Origin of the sequence: Dialister sp. i34-0019-2H8 (genome assembly GCF_042846925.1) — a bacterium.
In the GTDB taxonomy this organism is placed as follows: domain Bacteria; phylum Bacillota; class Negativicutes; order Veillonellales; family Dialisteraceae; genus Dialister.
Window position 1 is genome coordinate 339,151 of sequence record NZ_BAABYQ010000001.1, and the last position, 21,859, is coordinate 361,009.

The 21,859-nt window shown below is 51.6% G+C and carries 32 protein-coding genes and 2 tRNA genes; 33 read left to right on the top strand and 1 reads right to left on the bottom strand.

From position 1 onward, the window contains the following. Positions 1-34: 34 nt before the first annotated feature. From ACGG9R_RS01215 to tuf, 16 genes are all read left to right on the top strand, one after another. Positions 35-1,021 (top strand): lysophospholipid acyltransferase family protein, encoded by a 987-nt coding sequence (locus ACGG9R_RS01215; protein ID WP_390150531.1) that lies wholly within the window; start codon positions 35-37, stop codon positions 1,019-1,021. Then, positions 1,018-1,563 carry an LPS export ABC transporter periplasmic protein LptC gene (gene lptC, locus ACGG9R_RS01220; RefSeq protein ID WP_390150534.1) on the top strand — a complete coding sequence of 182 codons (546 nt, stop codon included), beginning with the start codon at positions 1,018-1,020 and terminating at the stop codon, positions 1,561-1,563. The genes ACGG9R_RS01215 and lptC overlap by 4 nt, the downstream gene beginning before the upstream one ends. Next, the gene (locus ACGG9R_RS01225) at positions 1,560-2,402 is read left to right on the top strand and encodes an LptA/OstA family protein (protein WP_390150536.1); all 843 of its coding nucleotides are present in this window, start codon (positions 1,560-1,562) and stop codon (positions 2,400-2,402) included. The genes lptC and ACGG9R_RS01225 overlap by 4 nt, the downstream gene beginning before the upstream one ends. Further along, complete coding sequence (gene lptB, locus ACGG9R_RS01230; protein WP_390150539.1) at positions 2,399-3,121, top strand: LPS export ABC transporter ATP-binding protein; 723 nt, start codon at positions 2,399-2,401, stop codon at positions 3,119-3,121. The genes ACGG9R_RS01225 and lptB overlap by 4 nt, the downstream gene beginning before the upstream one ends. A gap of 31 nt (positions 3,122-3,152) precedes the next feature. After that, positions 3,153-4,238: an LptF/LptG family permease gene (locus tag ACGG9R_RS01235; protein WP_390150542.1), complete on the top strand. Its 1,086-nt coding sequence runs from the start codon at positions 3,153-3,155 to the stop codon at positions 4,236-4,238. 289 nt (positions 4,239-4,527) lie between these two features. Beyond that, positions 4,528-5,715: a DUF3084 domain-containing protein gene (locus tag ACGG9R_RS01240; protein ID WP_390150545.1), complete on the top strand. Its 1,188-nt coding sequence runs from the start codon at positions 4,528-4,530 to the stop codon at positions 5,713-5,715. Beyond that, positions 5,712-6,155: a ribonuclease H gene (locus ACGG9R_RS01245; protein ID WP_390150548.1), complete on the top strand. Its 444-nt coding sequence runs from the start codon at positions 5,712-5,714 to the stop codon at positions 6,153-6,155. Before ACGG9R_RS01240 ends, ACGG9R_RS01245 begins: the two co-directional genes overlap by 4 nt. A 371-nt stretch (positions 6,156-6,526) precedes the next feature. Next, positions 6,527-6,602, top strand: a tRNA-Pro gene (locus ACGG9R_RS01250). Positions 6,603-6,605: 3 nt separating this feature from the next. Beyond that, positions 6,606-6,682: transfer RNA gene (locus ACGG9R_RS01255), tRNA-Arg, on the top strand. Between the two features lie 184 nt (positions 6,683-6,866). After that, complete coding sequence (gene nhaA / locus ACGG9R_RS01260) at positions 6,867-8,066, top strand: Na+/H+ antiporter NhaA (protein WP_390150551.1); 1,200 nt, start codon at positions 6,867-6,869, stop codon at positions 8,064-8,066. 440 nt (positions 8,067-8,506) lie between these two features. Beyond that, positions 8,507-9,070 carry a TIGR00730 family Rossman fold protein gene (locus ACGG9R_RS01265; RefSeq protein WP_022105067.1) on the top strand — a complete coding sequence of 188 codons (564 nt, stop codon included), beginning with the start codon at positions 8,507-8,509 and terminating at the stop codon, positions 9,068-9,070. Between the two features lie 358 nt (positions 9,071-9,428). Continuing rightward, positions 9,429-9,680 carry a L7Ae/L30e/S12e/Gadd45 family ribosomal protein gene (locus ACGG9R_RS01270; protein ID WP_390150554.1) on the top strand — a complete coding sequence of 84 codons (252 nt, stop codon included), beginning with the start codon at positions 9,429-9,431 and terminating at the stop codon, positions 9,678-9,680. Between the two features lie 99 nt (positions 9,681-9,779). After that, positions 9,780-10,154 carry a 30S ribosomal protein S12 gene (gene rpsL, locus ACGG9R_RS01275; protein ID WP_022105065.1) on the top strand — a complete coding sequence of 125 codons (375 nt, stop codon included), beginning with the start codon at positions 9,780-9,782 and terminating at the stop codon, positions 10,152-10,154. A 60-nt stretch (positions 10,155-10,214) separates the two neighbouring features. Further along, positions 10,215-10,685, top strand: a complete 471-nt coding sequence (gene rpsG, locus ACGG9R_RS01280) for a 30S ribosomal protein S7 (RefSeq protein ID WP_022105064.1) — start codon at positions 10,215-10,217, stop codon at positions 10,683-10,685. Positions 10,686-10,706: 21 nt separating this feature from the next. Then, positions 10,707-12,785: an elongation factor G gene (gene fusA, locus ACGG9R_RS01285; RefSeq protein WP_390150559.1), complete on the top strand. Its 2,079-nt coding sequence runs from the start codon at positions 10,707-10,709 to the stop codon at positions 12,783-12,785. Positions 12,786-12,808: 23 nt separating this feature from the next. Beyond that, a complete protein-coding gene (gene tuf / locus ACGG9R_RS01290) occupies positions 12,809-13,996 on the top strand; it encodes an elongation factor Tu (RefSeq protein ID WP_390150562.1) in 1,188 nt (395 codons plus the stop codon). A 91-nt stretch (positions 13,997-14,087) separates the two neighbouring features. Here the strand turns inward: tuf and ACGG9R_RS01295 are convergent, their stop codons facing one another. Then, entirely contained in the window at positions 14,088-14,297 is a 210-nt protein-coding gene (locus ACGG9R_RS01295; RefSeq protein ID WP_390150565.1) for a hypothetical protein, read from the bottom strand. Between the two features lie 131 nt (positions 14,298-14,428). On the opposite strand from ACGG9R_RS01295, the gene ACGG9R_RS01300 reads away from it, so the two are divergent. The 17 genes from ACGG9R_RS01300 (at position 14,429) to rpsN (ending at position 21,857) form a co-directional block, all read left to right on the top strand. After that, positions 14,429-14,620, top strand: coding sequence for a hypothetical protein (locus ACGG9R_RS01300; protein ID WP_390150568.1), 192 nt, complete (start codon positions 14,429-14,431; stop codon positions 14,618-14,620). A 235-nt stretch (positions 14,621-14,855) separates the two neighbouring features. Next, positions 14,856-15,209 (top strand): hypothetical protein, encoded by a 354-nt coding sequence (locus ACGG9R_RS01305; protein ID WP_390150570.1) that lies wholly within the window; start codon positions 14,856-14,858, stop codon positions 15,207-15,209. After that, positions 15,166-15,477, top strand: coding sequence for a 30S ribosomal protein S10 (gene rpsJ / locus ACGG9R_RS01310; RefSeq protein ID WP_022105767.1), 312 nt, complete (start codon positions 15,166-15,168; stop codon positions 15,475-15,477). The genes ACGG9R_RS01305 and rpsJ overlap by 44 nt, the downstream gene beginning before the upstream one ends. A gap of 12 nt (positions 15,478-15,489) precedes the next feature. Further along, a complete protein-coding gene (rplC, locus tag ACGG9R_RS01315; RefSeq protein WP_022105768.1) occupies positions 15,490-16,131 on the top strand; it encodes a 50S ribosomal protein L3 in 642 nt (213 codons plus the stop codon). Positions 16,132-16,180: 49 nt separating this feature from the next. Next, on the top strand, positions 16,181-16,807 hold the full coding sequence (rplD, locus tag ACGG9R_RS01320) for a 50S ribosomal protein L4 (protein WP_022105769.1): 627 nt from the start codon (positions 16,181-16,183) through the stop codon (positions 16,805-16,807). Next, positions 16,807-17,088 (top strand): 50S ribosomal protein L23, encoded by a 282-nt coding sequence (rplW, locus tag ACGG9R_RS01325; protein ID WP_022105770.1) that lies wholly within the window; start codon positions 16,807-16,809, stop codon positions 17,086-17,088. The genes rplD and rplW overlap by 1 nt, the downstream gene beginning before the upstream one ends. Before the next feature lie 15 nt (positions 17,089-17,103). Further along, positions 17,104-17,931 (top strand): 50S ribosomal protein L2, encoded by an 828-nt coding sequence (gene rplB, locus ACGG9R_RS01330; protein WP_390150575.1) that lies wholly within the window; start codon positions 17,104-17,106, stop codon positions 17,929-17,931. Between the two features lie 17 nt (positions 17,932-17,948). Then, positions 17,949-18,218: a 30S ribosomal protein S19 gene (gene rpsS / locus ACGG9R_RS01335; RefSeq protein WP_022105772.1), complete on the top strand. Its 270-nt coding sequence runs from the start codon at positions 17,949-17,951 to the stop codon at positions 18,216-18,218. Positions 18,219-18,233: 15 nt separating this feature from the next. Next, the gene (gene rplV, locus ACGG9R_RS01340; RefSeq protein ID WP_022105773.1) at positions 18,234-18,569 is read left to right on the top strand and encodes a 50S ribosomal protein L22; all 336 of its coding nucleotides are present in this window, start codon (positions 18,234-18,236) and stop codon (positions 18,567-18,569) included. 18 nt (positions 18,570-18,587) lie between these two features. Continuing rightward, positions 18,588-19,349 carry a 30S ribosomal protein S3 gene (gene rpsC, locus ACGG9R_RS01345; RefSeq protein WP_022105774.1) on the top strand — a complete coding sequence of 254 codons (762 nt, stop codon included), beginning with the start codon at positions 18,588-18,590 and terminating at the stop codon, positions 19,347-19,349. After that, positions 19,349-19,774, top strand: a complete 426-nt coding sequence (gene rplP / locus ACGG9R_RS01350; protein ID WP_022105775.1) for a 50S ribosomal protein L16 — start codon at positions 19,349-19,351, stop codon at positions 19,772-19,774. Before rpsC ends, rplP begins: the two co-directional genes overlap by 1 nt. A gap of 1 nt (position 19,775) precedes the next feature. Continuing rightward, a complete protein-coding gene (gene rpmC, locus ACGG9R_RS01355) occupies positions 19,776-19,982 on the top strand; it encodes a 50S ribosomal protein L29 (RefSeq protein WP_022105776.1) in 207 nt (68 codons plus the stop codon). A 26-nt stretch (positions 19,983-20,008) separates the two neighbouring features. Further along, positions 20,009-20,269 (top strand): 30S ribosomal protein S17, encoded by a 261-nt coding sequence (rpsQ, locus tag ACGG9R_RS01360; RefSeq protein ID WP_022105777.1) that lies wholly within the window; start codon positions 20,009-20,011, stop codon positions 20,267-20,269. A gap of 32 nt (positions 20,270-20,301) precedes the next feature. Beyond that, entirely contained in the window at positions 20,302-20,670 is a 369-nt protein-coding gene (rplN, locus tag ACGG9R_RS01365) for a 50S ribosomal protein L14 (protein WP_390150581.1), read from the top strand. A gap of 27 nt (positions 20,671-20,697) precedes the next feature. Continuing rightward, positions 20,698-21,015: a 50S ribosomal protein L24 gene (rplX, locus tag ACGG9R_RS01370; protein ID WP_390155028.1), complete on the top strand. Its 318-nt coding sequence runs from the start codon at positions 20,698-20,700 to the stop codon at positions 21,013-21,015. Positions 21,016-21,034: 19 nt separating this feature from the next. After that, on the top strand, positions 21,035-21,574 hold the full coding sequence (gene rplE, locus ACGG9R_RS01375; RefSeq protein ID WP_022105779.1) for a 50S ribosomal protein L5: 540 nt from the start codon (positions 21,035-21,037) through the stop codon (positions 21,572-21,574). A 13-nt stretch (positions 21,575-21,587) separates the two neighbouring features. Continuing rightward, positions 21,588-21,857 carry a 30S ribosomal protein S14 gene (rpsN, locus tag ACGG9R_RS01380; protein WP_022105780.1) on the top strand — a complete coding sequence of 90 codons (270 nt, stop codon included), beginning with the start codon at positions 21,588-21,590 and terminating at the stop codon, positions 21,855-21,857. Positions 21,858-21,859 lie beyond the last annotated feature (2 nt).

The following is a 21,859-nucleotide window of genomic DNA, read 5'->3' on the forward strand; positions in this document are numbered from 1 at the left end:
TAATCAGTGTTTCCTTAGGAAAGAAGAATCAGCCATGTTATTCAATGTACGATATGGACTCTTGAAGGGCATCAGCCACCTGCTGTGCGGGATGTCCTATGATCGGATCCTGTCCATCGGCCGCGTTTTGGGGCCATGCATCATGAACCGCATAGCCAAGCAGAGAAACCGCGGGGTCGAGCAGATGATGCGGGGCATGGGCATCCGCCGCGAGGAGGCAGAGAAGCTGCTTCACAAGGTGTACGAGCACATCGGCATGTCCGCGATGGAAATGATGTACATGCCGCGCCTCTGTAAGGAAAAGGATCATATCGATGACTACGTGAAGATCGATCATCCGGAGTACCTGGAGGCGGCGTATGCCGAAGGGAAGGGCATTGTCGGTCTGACGGCGCATATGGGGAACTGGGAATGGCTCGGTGCCGGTCTTGCGCTTCATGACTATGACACATCAGCGATCGGCAAGAAGCAGGCCGATGACGCGCTGATGCGGATCATCAATGACTACCGCGCCCGCGCGGGGCAGCACATCTTCCTCACCGGGACGGGCGGCTATGAAATGATCGCAGCGGCGCGCTCGATGAAGAAGAATCACATTCTGGGCTTCCTCTCCGATAAGGACGGGGATGAGACAGGGATCCCGGTGCTCTTTATGAACCGCGTATTCTCCTTCCCGCAGGGGCCCTGCGTCTTTGCCAGAAAATTCAAGGCACCGATCCTGCCGCTCTTCATTGTGAGAAATGAAGGCGGGAAGGGGCATACGATCTGTATCGGCAAGCCGTTCTATTATGAAGAGACCGGGGATACGAAGAGGGATCTCATGACGAATGCACAAAAAATGGCGACGATCATGGAAGATTTCATCAAGGAACATCCCACCGACTGGCTCTGGTTCCAGCATCTCTTCTGGACGCGGCCGGGACGCATCAAGATGTATATGGAGCTGACGGAGGAAGAGAAGAAGCGTTTTGCCCCCGGCATCAGCGAAGACTGGAATGAAATCAGAGGAGGCAAGTCGTGAGCAAAAATAAAAAGAGCATCCTCATCGTACTCGTCATCCTTCTCGCAGCGCTTGGCATCTATTTTCTCTTCAAGGATGACCATCATGAAAAGGGAAGCGCCAAGTCCGACGGACCGGCCATGGAGTTTTCCAATATCGAAATGAAGGAAGACAAGGATGGACAGTCTGTCTGGCGCATCAAGGCGAAGCATGTCAGCATGAGCCGGGATAAGAACTCGGCCGACATGGAAGGCATCGAAGCGTATTTCCTAAAAGATGGCAATGAGCTGAAGCTCAATGCCGATCAGGGACATTACGACAGGAAGCAGAAGAAGGTCCATGTCGAGGGGCATGTGGAAGGCACGTCAAGTGACGGCATGGTGCTTCATGCGAAGAACCTGACCTACGATGGTCATACAGACATTCTTTCGACCGATGAATTCTTTACGGCAGAAAAGGATGGCCGCGTACTGACGGCCGACAGCTTCACAGCGGATCGCGTACTGGAAAAGATTACAGCGAAAGGCCATGCGAGACTGGCAGATAAGGAGGATGCACAGTGAAAACTTTCTATACAGCACTCATGCTGGCAGCCGTAAGCCTGGGCGCGATGGGGACGGCGATGGCCGATGACATCACAGCTGATGTACTGACCTACGACGGCAAGACCAAGGTGGTCAGCGCGAAAGGAAATGTGGTGATTCACGCCAATGAAGGCGCTACCATCACAGGCACGAATGGGGAATATCATTTCGAAGATAGGAGTGCTTTTCTGGAAGGCGGCGTGAAATATGTCAAAGAACAGAGCACGCTTACGGCAGAGAAGATGTACCTCTATAAAGACAGGACCGCTCGCGGCATCGGCAGCGTGGATTTCGTAGACCTTTCGGAGCATCGCATCCTGCGGGGAGACGATGTGATGTACAATGCGGCTACGGGATTCGGCAAGATCGAAGGCAATGGCTATCTCGAGACCGCTGACGGCACCCTTTCTGCGCCGCATATCGAAGGCAACCTGAAGCAGATCAAAGTCGTTGCGACAGGCGGCGTGGATCTCACCAGCACGACAAACAACGCGGTGGGCTATGGGGATCAGGCCGTCTATACCCGTTCCGGGAGGGATGGCACCGACGGAAAGATGGTGCTTTCCGGCAACGCCTGGGTGAACCAGAATGGCAATACCTTTGAAGGACCGGAGCTTGTGCTCCGTGATGCGGACAAGGTCGTCGAGACGACAGGCCGCAGCACCATCACCATCACGAATACCAAGAGTCCGTCAGAAGAAGGCGGAGAGGGAGACTCACAGCCATCGGTTCCCGCAGGGCCGGTCAATCAGGCGACACCGATCGCCGGCCGTCCCGAATATGCAGGCAGCCCGTTAGAAATCAAGGATAACAAATGAAGATAGAAACTCATGATCTGATCAAGCGCTACGGCAGCCGCACCGTCGTCGATCATGTGAATGTAGAAGTCGAGCAGGGCTCCATCGTCGGTCTCCTTGGACCGAACGGGGCCGGCAAGACAACCACCTTCTATATGATCGTCGGCATCATCCAGCCTGATGAGGGCGATGTGACCGTAGACGGACGTTCCATTTCCGGGATGCCCATCCACCAGCGCCACCAGTTCGGGATCGGCTACCTGCCGCAGGAAGCCTCCATATTCCGAAAGATGACCGTCTGGGATAACCTGATGTCTCTCCTGGAGACCCGCAAGGATCTCAGCGAGAAGGCGAAAAAAGAAAAAGCGGAAGCGCTGCTGGAGGAATTCCATATCACCCATGTCAAGGACACGAGGGGCGATGCGCTCTCCGGCGGTGAGCGGCGGCGCGTGGAGATCGCGCGTTCCCTCACGCTCGATCCTTCCTTCATCCTGCTGGATGAACCATTCGCCGGTGTCGACCCTCTGGCGGTCGAGGATATCCAGAGCGTTGTCATGCACCTCAAGACCCGCGGCATCGGCATCCTCATCACGGATCACAATGTCCGTGAGACGCTGCGCATCGTAGACAAAGCGTACATCCTCTCCGACGGCAAGATCCTGCTTTCCGGCAGGGCAGATGATATCGCTGTGAACCCCACAGCAAGGAAACATTATTTGGGGGAAAATTTCAGCTTATGATTCAAGAAGAAAGACAGGGAGGGAAATTCTGATGAGACTTCTGGACAAGTACGTATTAAAAGAATTTTTGGCTCCCTTTTTATTTGGCGTTGCCGCCTTTACGGCGATCTTTCTCGGGGCAGATACGCTCTTGAAGATCGCTGGCTTTGTCTCCCAATATGGGGCATCTGCGATATCGGCAGTGAAGGTGTTCATCCTCGCACTGCCGCGCATTATCGTCTATACCTTCCCGATGGCCGTACTCTTAGGCTCACTCATGTGCTTTTCCCGTCTGTCCGGGGCGAGCGAGCTCATCGTCATGCGTACCTCGGGGCAGAGCTTCTTCCGTCTCGCGCTGCCGGTCTTTCTGGTAGCGTTTCTGATCTCCCTCTGTGCCGTGGCCTTCAATGAATACGTCGTGCCGTGGACAAACCGCGAGTATGACTATGTGGTGAATACGGAGATCAAAAAGAACCTGAATCCGGGCGTCACGGATCATGTCGTCATCCGTGATGTGCAGAACGGCAAGATCGCGCACCTTCTCTATGCGCGCCGCTACAATCCGAATACCAAAGAGCTTGAGAATATCACCGTGCAGGAATTTGAAGATGAAAAGGTCATCCATGTCGAGAATGCACCGAAGGCAGTTTGGCAGGATGGCGTATGGCGCATGACCGATGGGATCATTTACGACCTTACCGGAGAAGGCGTGGAACGCATGATGCATTTCGAAAGTCAGGAGATCCCGTATGCCATGTCGCCCTCAGAGATCCCGCGCGAGTCGAAAAAGCTCGATGAAATGACCATTCGGGAACTTCTTGTCACGCAGAAGGCGTACACCGCGGCGCATGCAGATGCGACGGGCGTCATTATGGAGGTCTATCGCCGCTTCTCACTGCCGATGGCCAGCTTCGTCTTTGCTCTTGTCGGCGCCCCCTTGGGCGTGCAGAAGCAGCGCTCCTCTTCCTCCATCGGCTTTGGCCTCTCCGTGGTCATTATTTTCGTATACTACGCCATCATGACATTCCTCGAAGCTCTGGGCAAGGGCCACATGCTCCCGCCCTTCTGGGCCGTCTGGCTGCCGAACTTCATCGCCCTCGCCATGGGCTGTCTCTTGATCCGCAGAGCGGATCGGTAGTGTTTGAAGTAACTAGTGACTGGTGACTGGTGACTAGGGACTAGAGATTAGAAATCTGATTTTAGACTTCTGCCGTTCCCCGTATCGTCATTCCGACCGAAGTGGAGGAATCTTTTTCGTTCGCGGTCAATCATCAAACCATGCGCGAAAGTCCTAAACGGGAATCCTGCCATTCCGCAGATTTTAGGGCATCGTCCCTTCTAAAATCTCGCAATGCTTCTATTATTTGATGCACTGCCCCTGAACCCATCAACCCTGAACCCATTTTCCATCGCAAAGGAGGTTTACTATGTTTATCGGCATATTCATGTTTCTGATCCTGATCGCCATGGGCGGGCTGATCGCCTTTTTGGGAGATCGGATCGGATCGAAGGTCGGTAAGAAGCGGATGACGCTCTTCGGGCTTCGTCCGAAGTACACCTCCGTGATCGTGACGATCATTTCCGGCATCCTGATTTCCTTCTTCACCATCGCCGTGCTGGCCGTCGTGAATGAAAATGTTCGTGTCGCCCTCTTCGGTCTCTCCAAGCTGCAGAACGAGATGCAGGATCTGAATCAGGAGATCAAAGTCAAGAACCGCGAGCTCGAGAAGGGCAAGCTGCAGCTCGAAGCACGCAACAAAGAGTATGAAGACGTGAACCGGAAGGCCGAAGAGACATCCAAGCGATTGGATGAAGTCGAAGGCCAGCGTGTCTTCATGGAGAGTGAGCTCTCCTCCGTACAGCAGGCGTATGATGAGGCGAAAGCCGGCGTCGAGCAGTCTGCAGAAGACATCGCGGAGCTGGAAAAGATCCGCGAAGAGCTGACAGGAAATATTGCGACACTGAATGGAGAAAAAGAGCAGCTCATCAAAAATATCTACGCACTGCGTGAAGGACAGGTGGTCTTCCAGGCGGGCCAGGTGATGACAAGCGTCGTGGTCGATGAAGATATGGATGAGAACCGATCAAGAGAGGTGCTGAAGAGCGTCCTTGCCGACATCAACGGAATGCTGAAGGAAAGGCTGAACATCACCGATGAGAGTGTGAACCTCGTCCGCATGAGCCAGAGAGACTTTGACGAGTCGGTGGCGCAGGTGACAGGCGCAAAACATAAAAAGCTCGTCCGTGTCGTTGCCGCACAGAATCTCATCTTAGGCGAACGCCTCGTGGTAGATTTCGATATCCATGATAATCTCCTCGTCTTCAGACAGGGACAGGTCATCTATAAAGGCGGTCTGGATAAGTACAAGGATAGCAAAAACTATGAAATGCAGGTACTGCGTTTCCTGCAGGATCTAAATCACTACGCGCAGGCACAGGGGATTCTCCCGGATCCGATCACCGGCAAGGTCGGTGTCCTGGACGGACAGGAGCTTGTCGAAGTCATCCAGAAGGTCAAGGAATGCAGCGGGCAGTGTGAGCTCAAGGTGACAGCGCACAGTGATGTCTACACGAAAGGCCCGCTGACCATCGATGTGGAGGTGCTGCGTCCATGAAGGGACTTCTCTGCTCCATTGATCCCGGGCGGGATAAAACAGGCGTCGCACTCGTCCATGCGGATGGGACGCTCGAAAAGAAATGCATCGTCCGCACCGTGGACTATGATGAGGAGCTGGCGCGACTGCTCACCGGGAAAGAGATCTTCGCGCTGGTCATGGGAAACGGCACACGTCATGAGGTCATGCAGAAGCGGACAGAAGCCCTTCTTAGCAAACTCGGACGCGAGATCCCCGTCACGCTCGTCGATGAGAAATACACGACGGAAATGGGGGAGCAGTGGTACTGGAAAGACCACCCGGCCAAAGGCCTTGCTCGTCTCATCCCCAAGGGGATGAGAAGCGTCCCTGTGCCGGTGGATGACTACGTGGCATGGATCATCGGATGCATCTACCTTGGCATCGTCAAAGCAGAAGATGTAGGACATAAAAAAGTATGAAAGAGGGGCCCTTAAAGCGGGCCCTTTTTAGGCGGCTGGTGACTAGTGACTAGGGACTAGGGATAGCCCGTGAGGCGTGTCGCTCCCTCGATTGCGAATGAAAATTCTGCTCAAATGAGGAACGAGAAATGAAGGTGGCGGCTTCTCCGCGGATACATATGGGGCGATGCCGGAAAGGAGCATTCAAGTGACTAGCCGCTTGAAGCGCCTAATCCCTAATCCCTAATCCCTAATCCCTAGTCACCAGCTACCAGTCACTGATTTCGCTGCTTCCATTCTTTTGAACTAGGGAACCCGCTACTCCTGCATTGGACCTCTAAAATTTTCTTCTTGACTTACGTTCTCTCATACTATATAATATTTAATCGTAACGGGGCATAGCGCAGTTGGTAGCGCACCTGCTTTGGGAGCAGGGGGTCGCCAGTTCGAGTCCGGCTGCCCCGACCATATGGCTCAGTAGCTCAGTTGGATAGAGCAACCGCCTTCTAAGCGGTGGGTCGTGAGTTCGAATCTCTCCTGGGTCACCAAGACAAAGCACTCTTGCAATAGCAAGGGTGCTTTTTGGATGCCATTTTCATTTTCAGAAAGATGAAAAAAGTTAAAGTTCCCTCTTTTCATATCATAATAAATCATGTATAATGAAAAACATGCACTCTAATGCATACAAAAGTTATGAAATGAATCTATATCTATGAAGTAGGAGATGAAACGATGGTTGACTATACGAAGTACCGAATGAACCAGCTGAATAGTGCCTGTGCTGAATTTATCAGGCAGGAGTCTGCAGGCAGTCTGCTCCTGATGCTCGCGACGATCATCGCGATGGTGCTGGCCAATTCGCCGATGGCGGAGACCTATGAGCATGCGCTGCACCTCTTCGTAGATCTGCCGCTGCTGCCGGACATGTCACTCCTGCACTGGGTGAATGACGGTCTGATGGCGATCTTTTTCCTTGTCGTCGGGATGGAGATCAAAAGGGAATTTCTTTTCGGCGAGCTGAAATCACTCTCTGCGACCCTGCTCCCTATTGCGGCAGCGGTCGGCGGCATGCTGATACCGGCGGCGCTCTACAGCCTTTTCAATATGGGCGGTCCCACCGCGCAGGGCTGGGCGATCCCCATGTCGACCGACATCGCCTTTTCGCTGGGCGTGCTTGCCTTTGCAGCCAAGCGTGTGCCAAGAAGCGTGATCGTCTTCCTGACGGCACTTGCAATCGTGGATGATCTGGGCGGGATCGTCGTCATTGCTCTTTTCTACAGCACGCAGCTCCACTGGACCGCGCTCGGCGCCGGCCTTGCGGTGCTCATGCTGATGGCACTCTTCTCCTGGAGAAATGTTCATCATCCGCTGCCCTATGTCTTGGGCGGCGTACTGACCTGGTATGCTTTCTATCAGGCGGGCATTCACCCGACTGTCGCAGGCGTATTGACAGGCTTTTTGATCCCGGCCGGCACGGAAAATACCCAGCACTCCCATCCGCTGCACCTGTGGGAACATAAGCTGTCCCCCTGGTCGGCCTTCCTTATCATGCCGATCTTTGCACTCGGGAATGCCGGTATTTCGATGACGAGCGAAAGCTTTGCCTCCCTCGCTTCCCCGATCGGTCTTGGCATCATCGCCGGACTCTTTCTGGGAAAGCCTCTCGGTATTTTTACGACCGTTTTCCTGATGGTGAAGCTGGGCATTGCCAAAAAACCGGAAGGGGCCAAGTGGATGCACTACCTGGGCGCAAGCATTCTGGCGGGCATCGGCTTCACGATGTCTATCTTCCTCGCCTCGCTCTCCTTCTCGGATCCCGCAGAGCTCACCTCTGCGAAGGCAGCGATCGTGACTGCGTCCATCCTCTCGGGCCTTGTCGGTTCGTTCGTATTTAAGATCAGCGAAGACAGGAAGCAGGGAAATAGGACTTAAGCCGGATCCTTTGTCGTTATCTGCGCTTTTATAAATAAAGGGGCTGTGAAGAAATGAATCCTCATTTCTTCACAGCCCCTTTTTACTTTGCTTTCATTTGGTTCAGGGTTCAAGGTTCAGGGCTCTCGTGGCGGCTTCGCCGCCTTTTTTTAGAAGATGGTATTCTCGTATCGCAGCCTTCCCCTCTAGGGGAAGGTGCCCGAAAGGGGCGGATAGGGTGACTATGGCATGAAAGACAGCTGAGATAAGGTTTCCCGGTCACTCCCATGAGAGCTGCAAGTCCCCCGCGGCAGATGGAACGCGAAAATGAGATGATCGTTATTTCACATCGCCTTTTTATTGGAGAGAAAAGCGCTGCGGCATTCATCCAAAGCGGACCCGCGAAACCTTTTGAACCTTCAGAAGCCATTATGCTACAATACAGAAAAGGAGGCATACACATGACATATAAGAATGTAGTCGTTTACTGCGGCTCCCATTTCGGAAATGATCCTGCCTACGCGGCCTTTGCGGGCGAGCTGGGAGAGGCATTGGGAAAGAATCATTTCCGTATGATCTACGGCGGCGGCACGGTCGGTCTCATGGGCATCTGTGCGGACGCGGCGATGGCAGCAGGCGGAGAAGTGACAGGCATCATTCCCGAGGTGTTCATCGCGAAGGAACAGGCGCACCGCGGCCTGACCGCGCTCATTGAGGTGCCTGACATGACTGTTCGCAAGCAGAGGATGATCGAAATGGGGGATGCGTTCATCATTCTCCCCGGTGGTATCGGCACGCTTGAAGAATTGGCGGATACAGCGAACCAGCGTCATATTTATGGGGATCCCTTCGCGCAGCCGCCCATCATCATTTGCAATATCGAACACATCTACGATGGCCTTCTCGCGCAGATAAAAACATGGGAAGAGGCAGGATTCATTGAGCCATCAGAGTGGGGAAATCTCCATGTCGCAGAGACGATGGAGGAAGTGATGGGGATTTTAAAAATGAAAACGAAGCAGTGAGGCGTGTTGGAGGCGGCGCACCATTCATAAAGCGCCTCCATACCCTTGGTTTGTATAGGTAAGTTTGCTGGTGACTTATATAAAATTCTGCGGCGTTTCCATGATTTGATGCGCCGCACCAACCCCTTTGCACCTCTTTCACACGCGGCCATGGGCTGACCTTGCCCCATCCATTTCTGCATGAACAATCACAAAAAAGTATAAAAATAATGCATTATGATACGCACGGGAACGTGGTAAAAAAGTTGCCCATAAACACTAAGAAAAATAGGATAAAAAATCATTGACATCGGAGGCCTTCAATGATATAATTCCAATGTTGCGTGGATTTAGTGTGCTGAAAAGCAGGTGAGAACGTATGACACTGGAAGAATTGAAAGATTCGGACTTTGTAGTAGGAATGAAGGAAACAGAACGAGCAATCGAGAAGAGGGAAGCCTCTGCTGTATTTATTGCTTCAGACTGTGATGAACGGATCTCTGCTCCGCTCCTTTCTGCGTGTCAGGCGTCAGACATTCCCGCCATTCAGGAATTCACCAAGAAGGAGATCGGCCGCGCGTGTGGCATCAAAGTGAAAGCCGCTGCTGCCGCTGTCCTGAGGAAACGCTGATCTCATCCGCGTTTCTCAAAGATCCCCGGTAATATCCAGCAAGGCTATGCCTTATTGGATCAATTATAAATTTACCCTTATAGAAAGGAGGTGCCCATTTTGCCGACAATCAATCAGCTGGTTCGTAAAGGCCGCCAGACCCTGGCAGTCAAAGCGAAGACCCCGGCTCTGAAACAGTCCCCACAGAAACGTGGTGTCTGCACAAGAGTTTACACCGCTACCCCGAAAAAGCCAAACTCCGCTCTTCGTAAAGTAGCTCGTGTACGCCTGACCAACGGAATCGAAGTTTCTGCTTACATTCCTGGTGAAGGCCACAACCTGCAGGAACATAGCGTAGTCCTCATCAGAGGCGGCCGTGTTAAGGATCTTCCAGGTGTTCGTTACCACATCATCCGTGGCGCTCTCGATACCGTAGGTGTATCTGGACGTCAGCAGTCCCGTTCCAAATACGGTGCTAAGAAAGACAAGAAATAAGATTTCCTGTCAACCAAGTTTTATGTGATCAACTAACATCTATATAAGGAGGAACTAACAATGCCGAGAAAAGGTGCTGTTCCGAAACGTGACGTGCTGCCGGATCCCGTGTATGGAAACAAGACAGTCACTCGTTTCATCAATAAAGTAATGCTTGACGGCAAGAAGGGTGTCGCAGAATCCATTGTATATGGCGCATTTGACATCTGCCACAGCAAGCTCAACAAAGAACCGATCGAAATTTTCGAACAGGCTCTGAACAACGTAATGCCAGTTCTGGAAGTTCGTGCTCGTCGTGTCGGCGGCGCAAACTACCAGGTACCGGTAGAAGTAAGAGCAGACCGTCGTCTGACTCTGGGGATCCGCTGGATGGTCAACTATGCCCGTCTGCGCAGCGAACGTACCATGGAAGAACGTCTTGCAGGTGAACTGATGGACGCTTTCAACAACACTGGTGCTGCTGTAAAGAAGAAGGAAGATACCCATAAAATGGCTGAAGCAAACAAGGCTTTCGCTCATTACCGCTGGTAATTTTAATAAGGAGAAAAAATCGTGGGCAGAGAATTTCCGCTTGAAAAAACAAGAAACATCGGCATCATGGCGCACATCGATGCAGGTAAGACCACAACCACGGAACGTATCCTGTATTATACCGGTGTAAACCATAAGATCGGTGAAGTTCACGATGGCGCTGCTACCATGGACTGGATGGAACAGGAACAGGAACGTGGTATTACCATTACCTCCGCTGCTACCACCTGCCACTGGAAAGGCTACCGCGTAAACATCATCGATACCCCAGGGCACGTAGACTTCACTGTAGAAGTTGAACGTTCTCTGCGCGTACTCGATGGCTCCGTAGCAGTATTCAGTGCGAAAGACGGCGTTCAGACCCAGTCTGAAACCGTTTGGAGACAGGCAGACCACTATCATGTACCGCGTATCGCATTCATCAACAAGATGGATACCGTCGGTGCTGATTTCCTCCATGCGGTAAAAACCATGGATACCCGCCTCCATGCAAGAGCTATTCCAATGCAGCTCCCGATCGGCGCTCAGGATACCTTCTCCGGTATCGTTGACCTGCTGACCAGACAGGCTGAAATTTATGACAGCGATGACGGCAAACAGTACCATATCGAAGACGTACCGGCCGATCTCGCTGACCAGGTTGAAGAACTCCGCGAACAGATCATCGAAACTGCTGCTGAAGGCAGTGACGAACTGATGGAAAAATACCTCGAAGGCGAAGAACTCACCATGGAAGAGATCAAAGCGTCTCTCCGTCAGCAGGTTCTTGACTGCAAACTCTTCCCGGTATTCTGCGGTTCTGCATACAAGAACAAAGGCATCCAGATGCTGCTCGATGCTGTCCTTGACTACCTGCCATCTCCGCTGGATGTTCCTCCGGTCAAAGGTACCACCCTTGACGGCGAGGAAGTCACCCGTGAAGCATCTGATACCGCTCCGATGGCATCGCTCGCATTCAAGATCATGGCTGACCCATTCGTTGGTAAACTGGCATTCTTCCGTGTATACTCCGGTATCATGAACCAGGGCACCTACGTTCTGAACTCCACAAAAGGAAAGAAAGAACGCGTTGGCCGTATCCTTCAGATGCATGCAAACCATCGTAAGGAAATCGACTGTGCTTACTCCGGCGATATCGCTGCAGCAGTCGGCTTCAAGGATGTCACCACCGGCGATACCCTCTGCGATGTAGATCATCCGATCATCCTCGAAAAAATGGAATTCCCGGATCCGGTTATTTCCGTTGCTGTTGAACCAAAGACCAAAGCTGACCAGGAAAAGATGGGCAATGCTCTTCAGAGACTGGCAGAAGAAGATCCGACCTTCAAAGTACACACCGATCCGGAATCCAACCAGACCATCATCTCCGGCATGGGCGAACTCCACCTCGACATCATCGTCGATCGTATGAGACGTGAATTTAACGTAGACTGCACCGTAGGCAAACCGCAGGTCGCTTACCGTGAAACCATCCGTAAATCCGTTGAATCCGAAGGTAAGTTCATCCGTCAGACCGGCGGTCACGGCCAGTACGGTCACTGCTGGCTGCGTCTTGAACCGATGGAACCGGGCAAAGGCTTCGAATTCGAAAATGCTGTCGTTGGCGGCGTTATTCCGAAAGAATTCATCAACCCAATCCAGACCGGCGTAGAAGCAGCTATGGAAGACGGCGTTGTTGCTGGCTATCCGATGGTAGACATCAAAGTTACCGTTTATGATGGTTCCTATCATGATGTCGACTCCTCCGAAATGGCCTTCAAAGTCGCAGGCTCCATGGCATTCAAAGATGGTGCGAAGAAAGCTGACCCAGTTCTCCTCGAACCATACATGTCTGTCGAAGTAGACGTACCGGAAGAATACATGGGCGACGTTATCGGTGGCCTGAACTCCCGTCGTGGACGTATCGAAGGCATGGAAACCGAAAACGGCGAATCCAGAATCAAAGGCTTCGTTCCGCTGTCTGAAATGTTTGGTTATGCAACAGGACTGCGTTCTTCCACCCAGGGCCGTGGTACCTTCACCATGACCTTCGACCATTACGAAGAAGTTCCGAAAGCTATTTCTCAGCAGATCACTGAAGAAAGACTCGGAAAGAAATAAAATTTTATTAAGGAGACCTCAAAATGGCAAAAGCTCATTACGAAAGAACCAAGCCGCATGTTAACATCGGCACCATCGGCCACGTCGATCATGGTAAAACGACCCTGACCGCTGCTATCACCAAAGTTCTGGCTGAAGAAGGCAAAGCAAACTTCCTCGACTACGCTTCCATCGATAAAGCACCGGAAGAAAGAGCTCGTGGTATCACCATCAATACCTCCACTGTAGAATATGAAACCGCTACCCGTCACTACGCACACGTAGACTGCCCAGGGCATGCTGACTATGTCAAGAACATGATCACCGGCGCAGCACAGATGGACGGCGCTATCCTCGTCGTATCCGCAGCTGACGGCCCGATGCCGCAGACCCGCGAACACATCCTTCTGGCTAAACAGGTCGGCGTACCGGCTATCGTTGTATTCCTGAACAAAGCTGACCAGGTCGACGATCCGGAACTGATCGATCTCGTAGAAATGGAAATCAGAGATCTGCTCTCCTCCTACGACTATCCAGGCGATGACACCCCGATCGTTGTAGGCTCCGCTCTCGGCGCTCTCAACGGCAATCCGGAAGATGAACAGAAGATCCGTGATCTGATGGCTGAAGTCGATGCTTACATCCCGACCCCGGAACGTGATACCGACAAACCATTCCTGATGCCAGTCGAAGACGTATTCACCATCACCGGTCGTGGCACCGTTGCTACCGGCCGTGTAGAACGTGGTACTGTCAAAGTCGGCGACACCGCTGAAATCGTCGGCCTGCAGGACAAACCGACCGCTACCGTCGTTACCGGCGTAGAAATGTTCAGAAAGACCCTTGACCAGGCAATGGCTGGCGATAACATCGGCGCTCTGCTCCGTGGTATCGACCGTAAAGACATCGTTCGTGGCCAGGTCCTCGCAAAACCGGGCACCGTTCAGCCGCACACTGAATTCACCGCTCAGGTATACGTACTGACCAAAGATGAAGGCGGCCGTCATACCCCGTTCTTCAACGGCTATCGTCCGCAGTTCTTCTTCAGAACCACCGACGTAACCGGCGACATCCAGCTGCCGGAAGGCACTGAAATGTGCATGCCTGGCGATAACGTAGAAATGAGCGTTAAGCTCATCACCCCGATCGCTATGGAAGAAGGCCAGCGTTTCGCTATCCGTGAAGGCGGCCGTACCGTAGGCGCAGGCGTTGTAGCTAAGATCGCAAAATAATTTCAGCATCTGCTGAATGAAAAAAACTCTCCCGCAAGGGGGAGTTTTTTTGCGTGCTTGAGAGTGGTGATTGGGGACGGGCAGCCAAGTATCAGGCGGAGGTAACGTACTCTGCGGTGTAGGGAAGGAAGAGGATGACGTAGGTGATGACGAGGATCGCCATGGTGCTGTACAGTGGGAGAAGGGAGCAGATGTCATTGCCAAAGAGCATGATGTCGATGACAAGGACGATGCCGGGGCGCATTTCTGAGAGAAGACTTGCGGCTTCGAGGATCTTGCCGCTCTTTTCGTGTCTTCGCATAGGAAGCACGATGAGCGTCCCCGTATGGCGGAGAGGGCATCATTCTCCGTCTCACTGAAAAGTTCGGTGTAGTGAGAGAGGCTGAAATGCCCCGCTGAGAATCCGAACCCACACAGCTTGATGAGAGAGGAGTGAGCGTCATCCGCTTGCTGTTGCCGCCTGCGAGTGAGTCGCTTTTATTGGTCGTGATGGCATTCTGCACCATCCAGAGAAGAAGGCAGATGGTAACGAGCACAGAGGCGAGCGGCATCGCCAGCGGAGCGGGGGATCTTTGTGGCAGCCGTTTTCCCATTTCTGTCGTGGAGCTTCCCTCTCGATCGTGAGTGAGAAGTCCCTGATGACGGGCTTTCCCTGAAAGGCTTTTGAAATGCGAGATAAACATATGTCCGTATAAGACCTCCTTTCATAGAATTTTTGCGGAATGCGTCAAGACGGTATGCGGCCGGTGTAACACCGTTGCAAAAAGAAGATAGTGACCAAATATCAGATGGAAATTTGCGCCCGCGTTGCATTTTTTAGGCTGAAAGGTGGCATACTACATGGCGGTTATACGAATTTATGAAAGTTTTAGAAATTAGAGTACACGCACGGCGGCGTGGCCATGTGAAAATAAAGAAAATAAACTGCAGAAAAGTCAGTAAATACCGGACAATTTCACTAAAAATCAGCAAAAATAAATTTTGTATAAAATGCTTGATTTCAGTGCCGAAAAATAGTATTATAGAAAAGCTGAACGTCTGGTACCTTTGTGCGAGGGCGCAAGGCAAAAGAGTGTTCAGAACAAACTATGAAGTGGAAGGTGGCCTGCTGAGCAGGGGAATTTCCACGGAGCAGTTCATTCATGAAATGAACGTAGGAGGTTTATCTAATGTCGAAACAGGAAAAAATCAGAATTCGTCTGAAAGGCTATGATCACAAAGCAGTTGATCAGAGCGCAGCGAAGATCGCGGAGACTGCAAAAAGAACAGGCTCCAGAGTCTCCGGTCCGATTCCGCTCCCGACCGAACGGAACGTGTACACCATTCTTCGTTCTCCACATGTCAACAAAGACAGCCGTGAACAGTTCGAAATGCGTATCCACAAGAGACTCATTGACATCCTCGATCCGTCCAAGAAGACCGCGGATGCGCTGATGAGACTGGAACTCCCAGCTGGCGTCAGCATTGAAATTAAACTGTAAGGAGGTGCAAAGATGTCTAAGGCTATTTTGGGAACAAAATTAGGAATGTCTCAGGTGTTCGCTGAAAACGGCGACCTGATTCCGGTAAGCGTTATTGAAGTTCTGCCAAACGTGGTAGCAGCTGTTAAAACTGTTGAATCCGACGGATACAACGCAGTACAGCTCGGCTACGGCGCTGTCAAAGAAAAACATTTGACAAAACCTGTAAAGGGTCAGTTTGAAAAAGCTGGTATCGACCCAGTTAAATATTTGCGTGAATATAGACTCGCTGAAAAGCCGTCTTACACAGTAGGCCAAACTCTGGCTGCTGATATCTTCGCAGAAGGCGAGATTATCGACGTTATTGGCACCAGCCGCGGCAAAGGCTTCGCCGGCACGATCAAACGTCATAACCACCAGCGTGGACCTGAATCCCACGGCTCCAAGAACCATCGTCAGACAGCATCCCTCGGTGCTCGTATGTCCGGCGGCGGCGGAAAAGTATTCAAAGGCAAGAAGATGCCTGGCCAGCTCGGCGGCGTACGTGTGACCGTACAGCATCTTCAGGTAGTAAGAGTTGATACTGCCCGTAATCTTATGCTTGTCAAAGGCGGGATCCCAGGTGCTAAGGGAAGCCTCGTCATGGTACAGGAAACCGTAAAGCCTGTAAAATAATATTGTCTGGAACAACAGAAAATTGTTCTGATTAGGGAGGAACATCTCAATGCCGAAAGTAAAGCTGTATAATGTAGCCGGCGAAGCTGCCGGTGAAATAGAGCTGAATGACAGCGTCTTTGGTGTAGACTACAACGAAGCTGTTATTCATCAGGCAGTGGTGCGCCAGATGGCCAATGAACGCCTCGGCACACATGCCACCAAAACCAGAGGCCTTGTACGCGGCGGCGGCAAGAAGCCTTGGAAACAGAAGGGCACCGGCCGTGCCAGAGTCGGATCCATCCGCTCCCCACTGTGGGTCGGCGGTGGTACCGTATTCGGACCGACCCCGAGAAGCCATGCCAAAGATATGCCGAGAAAGGCACGTCAGCTGGCTGTAAGATCTGCACTGTCTGAAAAACTCCGTGCTAACGAACTCGTCGTTCTCGACGCAGTAAACTTCGAAGCACCGAAGACCAAAGAAGTAGTCAAAATGCTGGCTGCTTTCCAGGCAGAAGGCAAAGCTGTCATCGTTGACGGCGGCGCTCTTTGCCAGAACACTGTTCTGTCCGCTAGAAACATTCCGGGCGTCAAAGCTTACGCACCGAACGGACTCAACATCTACGATATCGTAAACACCGGCAAACTTTTCCTGACTCAGGAAGCTGTTAAGAAAATTGAGGAGGTACTCGCATAATGGACGCACGTGACATCCTCATTAAACCGCTCGTTACCGAAAAAACTACAGCTCTCATGGAAGAACGCAAGTACACATTCCGTGTACCGCTCGCTGCTACCAAGGTGGAGATCCGCCAGGCTGTAGAACAGATCTTCAAAGTTAAAGTTCAGGCTGTGAACACCATGCGTTATGAAGGCAAGATGAAACGTCTGGGCCGCACCCAGGGTCGTCGCAGTGATTGGAAGAAAGCAATTGTTACCCTCAAACCGGGCGAAACAATTGAGCTCTTCGAAGCGTAAGGAGGAGTAATATAAATGGCATACAAATCATTTAAACCGTACACTCCCGGACGCCGTCAGATGACCGTTTCCACCTTTGAGGAAATTACAACAGATACCCCAGAAAAATCCCTTCTGGCTCCTGTTCACAATCATGGCGGTCGTAATGGCTCCGGTAAGACCACTGTTCGTCACCAGGGCGGCGGACATAAACGTCAGTACAGAATCATCGATTTCAAGAGAAATAAAGATGGCGTTCCGGCTAAAGTCGCAACCATTGAATACGATCCAAACCGTACCTGCCGCATCGCACTGCTGCAGTATGCAGATGGTGAAAAACGCTACATCCTCGCTCCGAAAGGTCTGAAGGTCGGCGACGTAGTCACCAGCGGTCCGGAATCCGATATTAAAGTCGGCAACTGCCTCCCATTCACCAACATTCCTCTTGGTACCATCGTTCACAACGTAGAACTGAAGATCGGCAAAGGCGGCCAGATGGTCCGTTCTGCCGGCGCAAGCGCTCAGCTGATGGCTAAGGAAGGCGACTATGCACTTCTCCGTCTGCCGTCTGGCGAACTTAGAAAAGTTCACATTCGCTGCCGTGCTACCATCGGTGCTATCGGCAACGAAGATCACGAAAACATTACCCTCGGCAAAGCAGGCAGAAACCGCTGGCTCGGCGTTCGTCCGGCTAACCGCGGCGTTGTCATGAACCCGAATGACCATCCGCATGGCGGCGGCGAAGGTAAAGCTCCTGTCGGACGTAAGCGTCCAGTTACCCCGTGGGGCAAACCGGCTTACGGCGTGAAGACCAGACACAGCAGAAAAGCGTCTAACAAACTGATCGTTAAGAGACGCAAGTAAGATAAGGAGGAGTAAAAGTGTCCAGATCCGTAAAAAAAGGCCCGTTCGTCGCTTTCTCTCTCGTAAAGAAGATCGATGCGCTGAACGCAGCTAACGATAAGAAAATTGTAAAAACCTGGTCCCGTGCTTCTACCATCCTGCCGAGCTTCGTTGGTCACACCATCGCTGTTCACGACGGAAGAAAGCATGTACCGGTTTATGTCACTGAAGATATGGTCGGTCATAAACTTGGCGAATTCGCTCCGACCCGTACCTTCAAGGGTCATAACAAGACCGAGAAGAAATAACCAGGGAGGAATAAAATGGAAGTTCAGGCAATTTCAAGAAATATCCGCATTTCTCCCCGTAAGGTTCGCATCGTAGCGAACCTTGTCCGCGGCAAGAAAGCGGGAGAAGCTATCTCTATCCTGCGCAACACCCATAAAGCAGCTTCCATCGTTGTCGAAAAGACACTGAGAAGCGCTATGGCCAACGCAGAAAACAACAACGACATGAACATTGACAAACTCTACATCTCCACAATTTTTGTAGATGCAGGCCCGATTATGAAGCGCGTACATCCACGCTCCCGTGGACAGGCTTTCGGGATTATGAAACGTACCAGCACACTGACGGTAAAAGTTTCTGAAAAAGAGTAATCGAAGGAGGGAAACGTTTTGGGTCAGAAAGTTAATCCGCATGGAATGCGTGTAGGCGTGATCGATGACTGGGATTCCAAATGGTTTGCAGAAAAAGATTATGCTGCACTGCTTGTGGAAGATGCCAAAATCCGCCAGTTCTTAAAGAAGCACCTGTTCGCAGCAGGCATTTCCAAAATTGGCATTAAACGCGTAAGCGGCCGTGTAAAGCTTGCGATTTATACCGCTAAACCGGGCATGGTCATCGGCCGTGGCGGCACAGGCATCGAGGACATCAAAAAAGCTCTCGCTGCTGTCACCGACAAAGAAGTCGACATCGACATCCTGGAAATCAAATCCACTGACATGAGCGCTATCCTGGTCGGCGAAAACATCGCTTCCCAGCTCGAAAGACGTATCGGCTTCCGCCGTGCTGTAAAACAGTGCGTCGGCAGAACCATGCGCGCTGGTGCCAAGGGTATCAAAGTTACCGTTTCCGGCCGTCTGGGCGGTGCCGAAATCGCTAGAAGCGAAAGCTACCGCGAAGGCTCCATCCCGCTGCAGACTCTCCGTGCAAACATTGATTACGGTGTCACCACTGCCCATACCACCTACGGTGCTATCGGCATTAAAGTATGGATTTACAAAGGCGAACTCGCTCCTGGCCAGGTAGTAGACGAAAACGAAAACGTCCGCACCAGCAAAGATAGAAACAACCGTCATGAAGGCGGCAGAAGAGGCGGCCGTCGTGGCGATCGCAGAGAACGTAGACCGAAAAACTCTGAAAGGAGTGATTCCTGATGTTAATTCCAAAGCGTACAAAATATCGTAAACAGTTCCGCGGCCGTATGAAAGGCAAAGCACATCGTGGAAACACCGTTACTTACGGTGAATTTGGTCTGGTAGCCACCGAACCGTCCTGGATTACCAGCCGTCAGATCGAAGCAGCCCGTATTGCCATGACCCGTTACACCAAACGTGGCGGCAAGGTCTGGATCAAGATTTTCCCAGACAAACCGGTTTCTGCTAAACCAATTGGTACCCGTCAGGGTTCCGGTAAAGGCGCAGTTGAATACTGGGTAGCCGTAGTTAAACCGGGCCGCGTGATGTTCGAAATGGGTGGCATCTCCATGGAAGCTGCAAAGGAAGCAATGCGCCTTGCAGGCCACAAGCTGCCAATCAAGACAAAATTTGTAGTTAAAGGTCAAGAAGTGGCAGGTGAATAAAATGAAGGTCAATGAAATTCGTAACCTGAGCACTGCCGAATTAACTGAAAAGGTTGCCGGCTTAAAGGAAGAACTGTTTAACCTCCGTTTTCAGCTCGCTACAGGACAGCTTGAAAACCCGATGCGTATTCGTGAAGTAAAGAAGACCATCGCCCGCATCAAGACTGTACAGCGCGAAGAAGAATTGAAGGCTGCCAAGAAGGCATAACGGTTTATCCAAAGGAGGATCTCAACGTGGCAGAAGAAAGAAAGTTGCGCAAGGTGCGCCAGGGAATTGTTGTCAGCGACAAGATGGATAAAACCGTAGTTGTTGCTGTAGAACGCAAAGTTCCCCACAAGCTCTACAAAAAATCGATTAATACCACAACAAAGTTCAAAGCGCATGACGAAAACAACGAATGCCGTGTCGGTGATACCGTACGCATCGTCGAAACCCGCCCGCTGTCTCATGACAAGCGTTGGAGAGTTGAAAAAATCGTTGCCCGTCAGAACTGATATACAAAGATTAATATAGGAGGATAGGCACGATGATTCAGCAGGAAAGCAGACTCAACGTTGCAGATAATACCGGTGCTAAGAACGTCCTGGTCATCAAAGTTCTGGGTGGTTCCTTCCGTAAAAGCGGCAATATCGGTGATATTGTAGTTTGTACGGTCAAAGATGCAACCCCCGGCGGCGTTGTTAAGAAGGGCCAGGTAGTAAAAGCTGTTGTAGTTCGTTCTGTTAGCGGTGTAAGCCGCAGCGACGGATCCCATATCCGTTTTGACGAAAACGCAGTCGTTATCGTAAAAGATGACAAGAGCCCGGTAGGAACACGTATTTTTGGACCGGTAGCAAGAGAACTCCGTGAAAAAGATTTCATGAAGATCGTTTCCCTGGCTCCGGAAGTGCTCTAATAGGGAGGCAAACGAATGAGTCAGAAACTGCATGTAAAGACCGGTGACACCGTTGTAGTCATTTCCGGCAAAGATAAAGGCAAGCAGGGCAAAGTCAAAGCTGCTATGCCGAAGGAAGGCCGTGTTGTCGTTGAAGGCGTCAACATGATCAAAAGACACACCAAACCGAGCCAGGCAAACCCGAAGGGCGGCATCATTGAGAAGGAAGCTCCGCTCTATGCTTCCAAAGTCATGATCCTGGATCCGGAAACAAAGAAACCGACCCGCGTCAAGAAAGTTCAGCAGAAAGACGGAACTTACGTCAGAGCAACTGTCAAGAGCGGCGCTATTATTGACAAAGCCTAAGCGGGAAGGAGGATAACAAGTGTCCAGATTAAACGACTTATACAAAGCGCAGATTAAAAACACCATGCGCGAAAAATTCGGCTACAAGAATGACATGGAAATCCCGAAGCTGGATAAAATCGTCATCAACATCGGTGTAGGCGAAGCAACCGAAAACAGCAAAGCAGTAGACGCTGCAGCATCCGATCTCGCAGCGATCACCGGCCAGCAGCCGATGATCTGCAAAGCCCATAAATCCCTGGCTGCATGGAAGATCCGTGAAGGAATGCCGCTCGGCTGCAAAGTTACCCTTCGTGGTGACAGAATGTACGAATTCCTCGATCGTCTGATCAACATCGCTCTTCCACGCGTACGTGACTTCCGTGGCATCAGCGACCAGAGCTTCGACGGCCGCGGAAACTATGCATTCGGCGTAAAAGAACAGCTGATCTTCCCGGAAGTCGACTATGAAAAGATCGACCGCATCCGTGGCATGGATATCATTGTAGTAACAACGGCTAAGACCGATGAAGAAGCACGTGAACTTCTCCGTCAGTTCGGCATGCCGTTCAAGAAATAACCAGGAGGACAACATGGCAAAGAAGTCTATGCTGGAACGCGAGAAGAAAAGAGAACTCGCAGTTCTTAAATACGCTGAAAAGCGTCAGGCTCTGAAAGAAGCCGGCGACTGGGAAGCTCTTTCCAAGCTCCCGCGCAACGCTTCCCCAACACGCCTGCACAACCGTTGCAAACTGACTGGCCGTCCCCACGGCTTCATGCGTAAATTCGGAATCTGCCGTAACCAGTTCCGTGATTTGGCTTACCGCGGAGAAATTCCGGGTATTAAAAAAGCCAGCTGGTAAGA